General features: G+C 61.2%; 10 protein-coding genes and 2 pseudogenes. 5 read left to right on the top strand and 7 right to left on the bottom strand.

What is annotated here, in order from left to right:
• The first annotated feature begins 46 nt into the window (after positions 1-46).
• The 5 genes and pseudogenes from FVF58_RS05525 (at position 47) to actP (ending at position 4,753) form a co-directional block, all read left to right on the top strand.
• Entirely contained in the window at positions 47-772 is a 726-nt protein-coding gene (locus FVF58_RS05525) for a TetR/AcrR family transcriptional regulator (protein WP_149669133.1), read from the top strand.
• A 174-nt stretch (positions 773-946) separates the two neighbouring features.
• Positions 947-1,440 (top strand): annotated as a pseudogene (locus tag FVF58_RS05520) (VOC family protein).
• 2 nt (positions 1,441-1,442) lie between these two features.
• Entirely contained in the window at positions 1,443-2,666 is a 1,224-nt protein-coding gene (locus FVF58_RS05515) for an FAD binding domain-containing protein (RefSeq protein WP_149668892.1), read from the top strand.
• A 72-nt stretch (positions 2,667-2,738) separates the two neighbouring features.
• Positions 2,739-3,098 (top strand): DUF485 domain-containing protein, encoded by a 360-nt coding sequence (locus tag FVF58_RS05510; RefSeq protein ID WP_425468921.1) that lies wholly within the window; start codon positions 2,739-2,741, stop codon positions 3,096-3,098.
• 5 nt (positions 3,099-3,103) lie between these two features.
• On the top strand, positions 3,104-4,753 hold the full coding sequence (gene actP, locus FVF58_RS05505; protein ID WP_425468928.1) for a cation/acetate symporter ActP: 1,650 nt from the start codon (positions 3,104-3,106) through the stop codon (positions 4,751-4,753).
• A 273-nt stretch (positions 4,754-5,026) separates the two neighbouring features.
• Here actP and FVF58_RS05500 read toward each other — a convergent pair.
• The 7 genes and pseudogenes from FVF58_RS05500 to FVF58_RS05470 form a co-directional block, all read right to left on the bottom strand.
• A pseudogene (locus tag FVF58_RS05500) lies at positions 5,027-5,776 on the bottom strand (Crp/Fnr family transcriptional regulator); the annotation flags it as partial.
• Positions 5,777-5,829: 53 nt separating this feature from the next.
• A complete protein-coding gene (locus tag FVF58_RS05495; protein ID WP_149669131.1) occupies positions 5,830-7,350 on the bottom strand; it encodes an alginate export family protein in 1,521 nt (506 codons plus the stop codon).
• On the bottom strand, positions 7,340-8,290 hold the full coding sequence (locus FVF58_RS05490; RefSeq protein ID WP_149668890.1) for a VOC family protein: 951 nt from the start codon (positions 8,288-8,290) through the stop codon (positions 7,340-7,342). The genes FVF58_RS05495 and FVF58_RS05490 overlap by 11 nt, the downstream gene beginning before the upstream one ends.
• Positions 8,291-8,635: 345 nt before the next feature.
• Positions 8,636-8,884 (bottom strand): DUF1427 family protein, encoded by a 249-nt coding sequence (locus FVF58_RS05485; RefSeq protein WP_149668889.1) that lies wholly within the window; start codon positions 8,882-8,884, stop codon positions 8,636-8,638.
• Positions 8,885-8,959: 75 nt separating this feature from the next.
• A complete protein-coding gene (locus FVF58_RS05480; protein ID WP_149668888.1) occupies positions 8,960-9,601 on the bottom strand; it encodes an HD domain-containing protein in 642 nt (213 codons plus the stop codon).
• A gap of 313 nt (positions 9,602-9,914) precedes the next feature.
• The gene (locus tag FVF58_RS05475; protein WP_149668887.1) at positions 9,915-11,384 is read right to left on the bottom strand and encodes a mechanosensitive ion channel family protein; all 1,470 of its coding nucleotides are present in this window, start codon (positions 11,382-11,384) and stop codon (positions 9,915-9,917) included.
• Between the two features lie 39 nt (positions 11,385-11,423).
• Positions 11,424-13,292 (bottom strand): amidohydrolase, encoded by a 1,869-nt coding sequence (locus FVF58_RS05470; protein WP_149668886.1) that lies wholly within the window; start codon positions 13,290-13,292, stop codon positions 11,424-11,426.
• Between the last annotated feature and the right edge of the window lie 175 nt (positions 13,293-13,467).

The raw sequence follows: 13,467 nt of genomic DNA, 5'->3' as shown, positions 1-13,467 counted from the left end.
CAAACTTTGTATGATGCGTCCGAACATACCGGGGTACCGAACAGCCATGCCGAGAAAAGTACGGACGGTCGAGACAACGTCGACCAGCGAGGCGCATGACAGCGAGAAGGGCGTCACGCGCCGCCTTGCGCCGGAAGTGCGGGAACGCCAGATCGTCCTGAAAGCCATAGACCATTTCGCGACGCACGGTTTTTCCGGCAGCACCCGCGAACTCGCGCGGCAACTGGGCGTGACGCAGCCGCTTCTCTACCGGTATTTTCCAAGCAAGGAAGCATTGATCGATCGTGTGTACGACGAGGTCTATCAGTGGGACACCCGCTGGGAAAACCTTATCAAGGACAGATCCCTGCCGATCGAGGAACGAATGATCAAGTTCTACTCCTCGTACTCGGTTGTGATCCTGCGGCGCGAGTGGATCCGGATTTTCATCTTCGCCGGATTGGCCCGTGAGGGCATCAACTCGAAATATCTGTCACGGCTACGCGAACGCGTGTTTCTGCCCGTGATGGCGGAAATCCGTTCGGCCTACGATCTGCCGGCACCGTCCGGCACGAAGCAGCGCGACATAGACCTGGAACTGATCTGGAGTCTGCACGCCAGCATCTTCTATCTCGGTGTGCGGAAGTGGATCTACGGGCTGCCGGTCACCGACGACATCGAGGACCACATCGCGCGCCAGGTCGACGCATTCCTCCACGGTGTACCCGACGCGCTCAAGCGCGCATCGCAAGAATCCATCAAAAGCAAGGCCAGGACCAAGGCCAAAGCCTGACACCGCTGGCCGGTAGCAACAACCGGCCATTCGTTTTTCAGCCCCACTGCGCGGCTCCTCCCCTTTGCATTCTCCAGGGTAAACACCGGCGATTCCCCGCTTTCTCCTGTCCGTGCGTTCGCCTACAATTTATCGAACGATCATTAATCGATCGATAAATTAAAGGAGTTACAGATGCCCGTTTCCAAGCTTGCCCACTACTCGATCCGCACGACGGATCTCGAGAAGTCCTGTCGGTTCTACGAGCGGATTCTCGGTTTCAAGCAGGGTTATCGCCCGCCCTTCGATTTCCCGGGCGCATGGCTTTACAAAGGCGGTGCGAAGCCGAATTCGGCACGGTCCACATCATCGGCGTCGATCCGGACAACCCTGACGGGCTCACCGCTTATCTCGGCGACAAGGCGTTGCCCGTCGCGGGAACCGGCGCGGTCGACCACATCGCGTTTCTCGCGACAGGCGTCGAAGCCATGCGGAAGACGTTGCAGACGGCAGAGGTCGCCTATCGCGAGCGCACTGTACCGAGCCTCGGTTTGCATCAGGTGTTCATCGAAGACCCGTCCGGAGTGACGATCGAACTGAACTTCCCGGCCGAAGAGATCAGCCGGCGTGCCGAAACGCATCCGGCCCACCCGGCAACCGCTCAAGCAAACGCAAACCTAGGAGATTGATCATGGGGAATTCTTCCGCACGTTCAAAGGCAATCATCGTCGGCGGATCGTTGGGCGGCCTCTTTGCGGCCAATCTGCTCGTACGCAATGGGTGGGATGTTGACGTATTCGAGCGCGTTCCCGACGAACTGGCCGCACGCGGTGCCGGCATCGTCACGCATCCCGAGTTATTCACGGCTCTGGCTGCCGCGGGGATCGAATTCGACGACTCCATCGGCGTCAAGGTGCAATCACGCGTGACATTCGCACAGAACGGCATGGTGTTGTCGGAACGCAAGCTGCCGCAGACGCTGACCGCGTGGGGCAAGATGTATCACGTTCTGCGCGCGGCACTTCCTGATGTGCACTACCACGCAGGTGGCACCGTCTTATCCGTAGAGAACGGCCCCGATCAGGCGGTGGTGACCCTCAGTGACGGCACCGTTTTGCACGCGGACCTCGTCATCGCCGCGGACGGTTTCAAGTCCTCGATTCGCGAGCGCTTCCTGCCTGACGTGCGGCTCCAATATGCCGGTTATGTGGCATGGCGCGGGCTCGTCGATGAGGCATCGCTGTCGCCGGAAACACGTGCCGCGCTGTTCGAAAAGTTTGCCTTCTGCCTGCCGCCGCGCGAACAGATCCTCGGCTATCCGGTCGCCGGCCAGGGCAATAGCATCACACCCGGTGAACGCCGCTATAACTTCGTCTGGTATCGGGCCACCAGCGAGGACATCCAGCTGCCCGATCTGCTGACCGATGCGTCCGGCAAGCGCTGGACAGGCGGCATCCCGCCGACGCTGATCCGGCCGGACATTCTCGCCGACATGGAGGAAGCGGCGCTCACGCTGCTAGCCCCACAGTTCAGCGAAGTCGTGACCAAAGCCACGCAACCACTCTTTCAACCCATCTACGACCTCGAAGTGCCGCAGATGGCTTTCGGACGGATCGCTTTGCTCGGCGACGCAGCCTTCGTCGCGCGTCCGCACTGCGGCATGGGCGTCACCAAAGCGGCGACCGACGCGATGGCGCTCGTTGCCGCGCTGAAGACTCATGCGGACGTTCAGGACGCGCTGGCGGACTACAGTCGCGTGCGCACACAGGTCGGCGCCGCGATCGTTCAACACGCGCGCCATCTCGGCGCCTACATGCAGGCACAGCTGAAGAACGACACGGATCGTGAAATGGCCGAGCGCTATCGCACGCCCGATGCCGTGATGCGCGAGACCGCGGTACCCGCACGCTTCTGAATGTCCACTACGCATGCGGTGGACCCGAACAGCAATTGCAGCACCGCAAGAATTCGATTTGAAGGAGACAAAGTGGAACATGGCGTCCCAACCTATCCGATGAGCGCGCGATATGTCGCCGCCGATCCGCCGCCGGCGAACCCGCTACTCGAAGATCCGCGCTTTCGCGCACTCGTGCGGACGCGGCGCACGTTCTCGTGGATTCTCTCGATCCTGATGCTGACCGTGTACTTCGCGTTCATCCTCACGCTCGCGTTTGCGCCGGCGCTGCTCGGCCGGCCGATTGTCGCCGGATATCCGGCAACGTGGGGAATTCCGATTGGCTTCGGCATGTTCGTCTTTACGTTCGCGCTGGTCGCGATGTATGTCGCACGGGCCAATACGATCCACGACCGCGCCGTGAATGAAATCCGCCAAGGAGCACAGCAATGAAAAGAATGCCGATATTGCGCAGCGTGCTGTTCAGCATACTGCTTCCAGGTACCCTCACCGCCCTGCCTGCGATTGCCGCGGAAACCGTCTCTCCGGCGCGGTCTCACAACCCGATCGCCATCGGCATGTTCCTGCTGTTCGTCGCGTCGACGCTCTTCATCACGCGCTGGGCGGCGAAAAAGAACCATAGTGTCTCCGACCACTACGCGGCAGGCGGCAAAATCACTGCCTTCCAGAACGGCTGGGCGATCGCCGGCGACTATATGTCCGCCGCGTCGCTGCTCGGCATCTCCGCACTCGTTTTTACCAGCGGCTACGACGGCCTGATTTATTCGATCGGCTTTCTCGCGAGTTGGCCGATCATTCTCTTTCTGATCGCCGAGCCGCTACGCAACCTCGGCCGCTATACGCTGGCGGACGTTGTTTCCTATCGATTGCAACAGCGGCCGATCCGCGCGTTCGCGGCATCGAGCTCGATCGTAATCGTCCTGCTCTATCTGGTCTCGCAGATGGTCGGCGCCGGCAAGCTCGTCGAGTTGCTGTTCGGTTTCAACTACACGGTCGCGGTCGTGTTGGTCGGTGTGCTGATGGTGGTGTATGTGTTTTTTGGTGGCATGCTGGCTACCACCTGGATCCAGATCATCAAGGCAGCACTCCTGCTTGCAGGAGCGGCCTTCATGGCGTTCATGGTGCTGAACCGCTTCGGCTTCAGTCTGAACGCCCTCTTCTCCCAGGCGATCCTCGCGCATCCGAAACATGCCGCCATCATGAGCCCCGGCGGCCTCGTGTCCGATCCGGTTTCCGCCGTATCGCTCGGCCTGGCGTTGATCTTCGGCACGGCGGGACTGCCGCACATCCTGATGCGATTCTTCACGGTGGGCAATGCGAAAGCAGCCAGAAAAAGCATCCTGTACGCGACAGGCATTGTCGGCGTCGGTTACGCGCTGATCATCATCATCGGCTTCGGCACGATCGCGCTGGTGGCGACGGAGCCGGCCTATCACACCGCGTCCGGCGCCGTGATCGGTGGCGTGAATATGGTAGCGATTCATCTGGCGCACGCCGTGGGTGGCAACGCGTTTCTCGGCTTTATCTGCGCGGTGGCCTTCTCGACGATTCTCGCCGTGGTGGCGGGCTTGACGCTCGCCGGATCCTCCGCTGTCTCCCACGATTTGTACGCCAACGTGATGCGCCGCGGCGGCGCCACGGACCGCGAGGAACTGCACGTCTCGCGGATCACCACGCTCGTGCTCGGCGTGCTGGCGATCCTGCTGGGAATTGCCTTCGAGAAGCAGAACATCGCGTTCATCGTGAGTCTGACTTTCTCGATAGCGGCCAGCTCGAACTTTCCCGTCCTGCTTCTTTCGATCTACTGGCGCGGCCTGACCACGCGGGGTGCGGTGCTCGGCGGCTCGCTCGGTCTGATCTCGGCAGTCGCGTTGACGATCCTCAGCCCAACCGTCTGGGTGCAGGTGCTTGGGCATGCACATGCGATCTATCCGTACGAATACCCCGCGTTGTTCTCGATGATCTTCGCCTTCGCCAGCGTGTTTTTCTTCTCGGTCACGGACACCTCGGAACGTGCGGCGCGCGAACGCGCGCTCTACGGCAACCAGCTCGTCGATTGCGAACTCGGCATGGTGAAACAGGGATAAGCGCGGCGCAAAAAGCAGGTAACGGAGACAGACTCATGGTTTGTATGTGTTGCATATCACCGAAACGCCGCCAACTTCTGGGTACGACGATGCATTCGACGCCATGACTTATGTCTATTAAACGTCCTGAGCCGACGTCGTTGTCAGTTGGCTCAGGTAAGCACGGATCTGACTGACAACCGCCACGGCGACCCGTTTCACGGATTCCGAGCGCACGTCGCCGACGCCGAACATGCCCGGCACACTGGTCTCGAGCGGATATTGCGTGCTGGCCCTGTCGAACACGGCGACCGACAAACCCTCGGTCGCCGCGTAGACTGACGCGGCCAACCCAGCCGGCCCCGCGCCGACGATCGCCACCTCATAGACATGCAATGGCTCGAATGTCGGCACGAGCCCGAGATACGACGCCAGCTGCGCCTCGTCCGGCGCGCGCAACACATAACCGTTCGGGCAGAAGACGAGCGGAAAGTCGTCCGGACCGGTCGTCATGCCGCCCAGCAGCGTGATCGCCTCGGGATCGCTGCGGGCGTCGATCACCATCGCCGGGTACGCGTTGCGGCGCAGGAAACCCTGCAGCCCGACCAGACGCGCATCGTCACCGTTGCCCACGATGATCGGACCGAGCCCTTGCTCGATCAGTCCAAGCCGCCGAAGGATCAGCGCGCGCATGATGTGCTCGCCCAGTTGAGCGTCGGCGACGATCAATGCGCGCAGCCTGTCCGGCTCGATCACGAGCGTCTCGATGTCGGTCAACGCGACGCCGTCGATCAACGCGGGCTTGCCCGAGCAGATCCGTACGCGTCCATGCAGCAGCACAAAAAGGCCCAGCGCGACATGGCCTCTTTCGAAGATCAGTTCGCCCGCCTTGAACGACATCGGCCTGGCAAACCGCCGCAGGCTTTGAATCTCCGCACACGAAAGACGCGGGAACATCTGGTGCTGGCGATATTCCGGCGAAGAGTATGGAATTTCGAGTTCCGACGGCGTCGCCGCGTCGGCGGATAGAGCGCGGGTACTCATGAAATCGACCTCATCTAACACCTCAACGCGATGACCACTTGCGGATACTGTGTCTACCAGCCGAATTTCATTTCAGCGCCGACGTAGTCGGCATTGCGGGCACCCAACTCGCGCAGCGACTGTCCGACCTGGAAATGCACCGCTTCGAGCGCCGCGGCGAGATTCGCGCTGACCGCCCAGTCGGCGCGAAGCTGTGTATAGAAACCGGTCCAGCGGCCGCCACGTCCCGCGGTGCCTGGCACGACCGCGGATCCTTGCTGGTAAACCGCGTCCCCGGTCGTCTCGCGCCATTGAAGGCCTACGCCGGCCAGCAGCGTCAGCTTGCTGTTCGGCTTGACGATGAGCGACGGCTTGACGTGAATCAGGTTGGTGTAGCCGGTATATCCGGCCAGCGCGAAGTAATACCCGTTCGGAAAGAGCGGATTGAATGTGCCGAGCCGGCCGTCGCCCGGATGGCTGTCACCAGACGCGGCATCCACCTGGATGCCGACCCGCGGCGTCCATGGCACCGTCGCCAGCGTGTAGCCGGCGAGCGACCCTACCGCCCACGCGCCGATCGTATTGCTGCCGACATGTCCGGACTGATACATCGCTTCGGCATCCCAGTCGAGATGGTTGACGTTGCCGGAATAGCGCGCATCGAAGACGTCGCGGTGTTCGTCGCCGGTCGCGTCGAGAAAGTGCGCGTTGCTGCGGTTGTAGCGGGAGTAGTACGCGGACAGATCGCCGGGTCCGACATTTTTGCGCTCCACGCGTACGCCGCTGAAGGTCAGATCGCGATTGGAAACGTCATCGAAAGGGGAATTGTCGCGATACTGCACCGGCTGCGTCGCATAGGCGATCCAGCGCCACGGACCGGTTTCATAGTCGGCCCAGATCGCGTCGAACGCCTGGCGCACGTTCGGGCCGTCGCGAACCGAGATGAATCGTTGCAAGTCGAACGCCATCTCCTGCCGCCCCACCCGGAACTTGACGGTACCAGGTCCAAGCGGCTCGGTGATGGCGACGAATGCCTGCCGCAGATCCAGCGGGTTCTTGTCGACGGGCGTGACCATGTCCTTGCCGTACGGGCGCGCGTCCTCGAATTGCGTGAAGATCTGCACATGAGGGCCGAGGCGGACATCCGCGTGGACTTCCAGACGTTGCAACAGGTAGGCGTCGTCGCGCGCGGTGCCCAGTCCGAACAGCGGCGCGTCGTTCACTTCCAGCCGCTCGCGCAACACCATGCCCAGCGAGATATACGTGTCCGGATTGCCGAACAGCGGAATGTACTTCAGCGAATCGAAAGGCCGTTTCGGCACGCACGGATTGGCCAACGCCGACCAGTTTTCCTGCCATCGGTTGAACATGACAACGGGCCGTGCGCACGACGCACTCACGGCGGTCGACGTCGCGGCAGTGCTGCCCGTGGAAGTATCGTCGGCGCCGCCAAGCGCCGTATCCGCAGCCGAAACAGGCAACGCGGCCGCGAGACCCGTGCTGATCAGCAAGGCACGGACGGCTCGCTGCGCGGAACTACGCCTCGGGCGCCCGCGCGCCTTTAGCGGGCTGATTGCCCGCCCTTCATTGGCCATCGTGAACTTCAGCAATGTAGCCGCCGGGGAATTCGATCACGGCAGTCTTGCCCGACCCGTTGCCATACGCCGGATACAGTACCTTCGCGCCGGCCGCCTGCGCGCGATCGAGCGTCTGCGCGAGGTCATCGACGGCATAGCCGGTCGTTTCGCGCCCAAACGGGAACGGCAGTTTGCCGTCGGTGACGAACACCACCATGCGCCCAAAGCCCGAGTTGATCCGCATCTCGCGCATCGTCTCGCCCGGCCGGCCGATCACACCGGCGTCCGCGCGCGGATTGTCCGACACTACCTTGCCGTGCGAAAAGCGCAGCCAGCGGCGAACGAAGTTGTTCGCCGCGTCACGCGACACGTACACGCGGTTTTCCGGCACGCTGTGCAACGGCGCATAGTTGGGGGCTTTGGTGTGCCAATACAGTTGCATCGACAAGCCTCCCGGCCATTGAATGACCGCATCCTTGCCAATCGGATCATCGAAGGTGTCGACTAGGACATCGGCGCCCGACGCGCGCGCCGCCTTCACCGCCTGATCGATATTGGTGACCAGGTAGCCGGTTCGCTCATTACCGAATGGATACGGAATCGGCGTTTCGAAGCCGAACACGGAGAGCATGCCGACCGGCGTCTGCACATACTGCGAGGCCGTCCTGCTCGGCGTGGGTGTCACCGTGAACACCGCGCGCGGAGAAGCCTTGCCGCCGAACGTCGCAAGGAAACTGCTCACGAATGCATCGAGATCGGCAGGGGCGACGTACACGTGGGTGGTGTCGTACTGCGCGCCCACTGATACGTCAGGGTGCATCGCGGTGAGCGCAGCATTACCGTTCGCCACTTCCGGCGGCCCGGCATCGGCGAATGCAGATGAAGCAGGCATCAAACCGATCAGTATCGCAGCGGACAGCAGACTAATCTGGCGGAATCGATGAAGCGACTTGAGCATTTCGTTACCTGATAGTGTTAGCAATGTCTGAATGGGTCAGCCTTTGATCGAGGCCGCACGGGGTTTGTCGAACGTTGGTGAAGCGATGTCTTCCGCGCTGTCTACCGGCTCTCTTCGGCCGCCTTTTTTTCCATGCGAGAAACAGCAAAACGGCTACCAGAACGAAAAACCGACATACGCCATCGCGCCGCAAATCGCGCCGACGACAAAGCTGCACATTGCCGCCAGCGTCGACTCGAGGCGAATCCAACTGTGTCGACGCAGCCCGCAATAAACGCGAGAATCGCGTCCTCGTGTTTTTTCACGAACGATTCCCCTGCAAGCGAAAGACTCGCGCCAGCGCCATCAACCGCCCTCTTTCGTCGCGCCCGGCGCAGGTCTCTCCACTGCGGCGCGCTTCGTCTGCTCCGCAATCTGGACCGTCGACGTCTGCGCAAAGAGCTGCGCCTTGACGACCGGTATGGCGTGCTCGCCCAACACCATGCCGAGCAGACCAGCCAGCGCGATCAACGGCGGCGCGGGTGATTGCACCTTGAGTAGCCAATAGAGGAGTCCGACCGCGAAACCGACTCCTAATGAAATTACGTAGCCCATTCCGATTGTCCTTTCGTTATCTGCCGCTCGCTCCCGAAACGATCGGCAAGCGCTAGTACTTCACGTCACGCCATGTCAATTGGGCCAGTCCGATCCGAGAACCAGCCCACAAAAATTCAACCGCCGATAGTTCGGGTTCCACCGATCCAGAACGTCGGCGTTTACCGTCCCGAACGTCGTCTCGGGACGATGCTCCAGGCCACGCGCATATGCCTCGATGATTTTCTTCTTGAAACTGGATTCGCGCGGATAGGCCTGCACGATTTCATCGCGCTGTTGCGCGGTGAATTCGTCGTAGCGGGCGCCTCGAACATCCATCTGCACTCCGGCGCTGACCAGAGCGACGAGTGGAGACATGTGCTCAGGAATGCCCGGCGTCGTATGCAATGCAATGGCCTCCCACACCTCTTCGATCGCGCTTTCAGGCGCGCCATGCTGCCGCAGAAATTCACGTGCCGCGTTGGCGCCATCCACTTCAAACCGCCACGGAGAATGCTGGTGCTTCACGTTCAGGCCGACGTTGTGAAACATCGCGCCGACATAAAGCAACTCCGCGTCGAATGTCAGCTTCTCGCGGTAGCCGGTCAGCGCGGCAAACACAAATGCTCTCAGCGCATGATGAAACATCAACTGCGATTCTGTAGCCCTGATTTGATCGGTCGCCTTTCGGGCCATCGCACTGTCGGGAATATCGACTCCCGCAATGGTTTTCGTCATGTCAACTCCTCCCTGTCAGACAGCTCCTCCCGATATGCATGAACCGGTGTGTCAGACGGACATCACAGCCGGGCGATACCTAGGACCGTGCGAAGTCGAGGAGGTCCTGGTTGAGCTGCTCTTTATCCTTGTAGTAGAGCTGGATGCCGTCGGATGTGGTGAAAGTACTCATATGAACCTCCATGGTGGATTGCGCGGGATCTGTTCAGTAGAAAGCTTGCCGACTCTCCATTGCAGCGTAACGAGTAAATCAAATAAAGACCTTGGCGAGTTCTTAAAAAAGCTTAAGAAACGCGGCTTCCAGAGATCCGGCTCAAATCGTCAGTTCATGGAATCGCCGCACGCCATCGCGAATCCATTGCAGCAGACCACCTGAACTCCCATCGACAGTGACCGGCGCTGCGAGCAGCATCTCTTCGCTTGCGTGATGTTCAGATAGCAAGCGGCACATCTCCTTTGCCACTTCGGGGCGTCTCGCGAGGATCGGTGTCAACGCGGTCTTGTCGAGCCGGAACACGGTGGCGCGGGTCAGTGCGCGTGCGATCACGTCGGTTCTGACGCCAGCGAGGATGCCTGACTGGCCGATCGAGTCGCCGGGCGCGAGCCGGCGCAGTTCGATCTCAGCCCCGTCTTTCGCTACGGTCACTTTCGCCACGCCTCGCGCCAGGATATGGAGCTCGTGGCCGCGCTCATCCGCTGCGGTATAGATAGTGTCCGCGGCATCGAGTTCGTGCATGGTCAGCTTGGTTTCGAGTTCCGAAATTTCGTCGTCGGCGAGCGCCTGGAAAATCATCACACTGCGCAGCAAGCGATGCTTTTCATCCGCGCTCTCAACAGCAGGCTCGGCCACGGAAAGCGGCCGCAGCACGACTCCACGCGAAAGCAGGTGGCGATGCGCGAGATCGAACAGATCGTTGCGAACGTCGATTTTCTTGCTCAATGCATCGACGTAGCAAACGATCTCGTACTCGATCGCGTCGTTTGTCGCGCGGCGTACGCTCACGAGCGGCTTGGGCTCGCTCAGCACATCTTCGGAACTGGCGGCGGCATTGGCGAGCGCTTCCAGCACGATCGACGGCCGGATCGACGGCTTGACCGGCAGCACGATGCTGATGCCATGCGTATGCGACGGCTCGTTGGCGTTGACGATATTGGCACGCGCCGCCACGCTGTTGGGAATCACGACGATATTGCCCTGCCCGTTGAGCAGACTCGTCGCGCGCCAGTTGCTCTCCGCGACTTTCCCTTCCACCTCGCCGATGGTGATCCAATCGCCCAACCGGAAAGGCTGGGTTGCATTGAGCACGACACCTGAAAACACGTCGTTGAGCGTGCTCTGAATGGCGAGTCCGAGCACGACGGCGAGCGCGCCGGAAGTCGCAAGTAGTCCTCGCACCGGCAATTGCAGCACGAACGCGATTGCCCCCACTGCGGCTGCCATGAACACCAGCGCGCCGAGCACATCCTGAAACAGTCGCTCCTTATGCCACGTTTCCGGCAACACCACGCGATCCAGCATGATGGTGACGAGGCGCGCGCCCTGCAGCCACCACACCACCTCCAACGCCTGCGCGAGAAGATGGCGCAGCGGCTCATCCGGCCATGGCGCCGCGCGCAGCGGATTCATCCCCGAACTGAACAGCACGTAGGTCGACAGACCAAACATCAATGCACGAAATGCGAGGCGCGTCTGGTCGCTGCTCCGATCCATGAAGCGCCAGACGAGAAACTCGAGGACCAGGATGCCCAGGCCAAACAGCACACCGTCTGTCAGTGTGGGCATAGTGATCATCGCTCTGCTGGCGCCGTCAATTCGCAGATGTCAGAACGCGAAACAGCTACAACCCAATGCACCCCAGAACCCGTTCGAATCGCTGACAGGCACGTTTTTACGCCATGCCCAGCCATGCGCATGCGCATGCACGCCGCACAGATTCACACAGCCGTCCACGCATGCCACCGCAGTCGGCTTGTAACGACTGTAGCCGCCGAATTCCGCTACTGGTGACCACGACGGGCTAACCGGCAGATCCGCGGGTGCGAGCGGCGCGAATTCGTCGTCGGCATAGACGACCTTGCCGCCCACTACCGTCATCACCGAGGTCAGGAACTTGATGCGGCTTTCCTCGACGGTAAAGTAGTCGTCGCTGAGCACCGCGAAGTCTGCGAACTGGCCGGCAACCAGCGCGCCTTTGCGGTCCTCCTCGTTCGAGAACCACGCGCTGCCCACTGTGTAACGGCGTAGCGCTTCCATTCGGTCCAGCTTGTTCACGTCCGAATACATCGTGGTGCCGCCGACCGTCTTGCCCGACACCATCCAGTACAGTGAAACGAACGGATTGAAACTCGCGACGCGCGTGGCGTCCGTTCCCGCGCCGACGGGCAGTCCTGCATCCAGCATGCGGCGCATGGGTGGCGTGTGCCGCACAGCCTCTTCGCCATATTGCTGGATGAAGTACTCACCCTGATAGGCCATCCGATGCTGGATCGCGATGCCGCCGCCGAGCGCGCGCACCCGGTCGATATTCTGTTGCGTGATGGTCTCGCAATGATCGAAGAACCAGCGCAGCCCGTTAAACGGAATTTCGGCGTTCACGCGTTCGAACACATTCAGGAAGCGCCCGATCGATTCGTTGTAGGTGGCGTGAAGACGGAATGGCCAGCGGTTGGCGACCAGCAGCTTGACCACGGCTTCCAGCTCGACCTCCAACGAGTCCGGCAAGTCCGGTCGAGGTTCGAGAAAGTCCTCGAAATCGGCGGCGGAGAAAACCAGCATTTCACCCGCGCCATTAACACGAAGGAAATCGTCGCCTTCGCCGGGCCTCGTCATCTTTACCCATTTCGCGAAATCTTCGATTTCCTTTTTCGCGTTCTGCGTGAACAGGTTGTACGCGATCCGCACCGTCAGCTCATTGTGCTTCGCCATATCCATGATGACGGCGTAGTCGTCCGGATAGGCCTGGTAGCCACCGCCCGCATCGATCGCGCTGGTCACGCCGAGCCGGTTCAGCTCGCGCATGAAGTGCCTCGTGGAATTGCGCTGATCCTCCGGTGCGAGCTTCGGACCTTTGGCAAGCGTCGCGTACAGCAGACCGGCGTTCGGCCGCGCAATGAGCATGCCGGTCGGATTGCCGCGCCGGTCGCGCTGGATCTCGCCGCCGGGGGGATTCGGCGTGTCTTTCGTATAGCCGACTGCCCGCAGTGCAGCGGCGTTCAATAGCGCACTGTCGTAGAGATGCAGAATGAACACGGGCGTGTCCGGCGCAATCGCATTGATTTCTTCGAGCGTCGGTGCACGCCGCTCGGCGAACTGGAACTCGTTCCAGCCGCCCACCACGCGCACCCATTGAGGCGCCGGCGTGCGTGCCACCTGCTTGCGCAACATGTCGATCGCGTCCGCCAGCGACGGCACGCCGTCCCAACGCAACTCCATGTTGAAGTTCAGCCCACCTCGAATGATGTGCAGGTGGGAATCGTTCAGACCGGGGATGACCGTGCGCCCTTTGAGATCAACCTGCCGCGTGCTGTGGTTCGCGTGACGCATCACCGTCTCGCGCGACCCCGAAGCGATGATGCGGCCGTTCGCCACCGCGAGCGAGTCGGCAAACGAGCGCTTGTCGTCCTGCGTGGCGATCTTGCCGTTGAAGAACACGACATCGGCCGGCGTCGGCTCGGAAGTACTGGAATTCATGGCGATCCTCGTTGGGAGTGCTCCGGTCTTCACGCGCAGAGCCGGGCCTGGGAAGCGAGCGCTTGTCGCGATCGTCTTCCCATGAAGTATTCAAATGGATTGCGGCCGGCGTGCTGGATTCAGAACTCCGATGCACCGCCCTCGAATCCCGCTGCATCTACCGGCACGTTCGTGC

It is taken from the genome of Paraburkholderia panacisoli, assembly GCF_008369935.1.
Lineage (GTDB): Bacteria > Pseudomonadota > Gammaproteobacteria > Burkholderiales > Burkholderiaceae > Paraburkholderia > Paraburkholderia panacisoli.
This window is presented reverse-complemented; position numbering and strand designations above follow the sequence as displayed.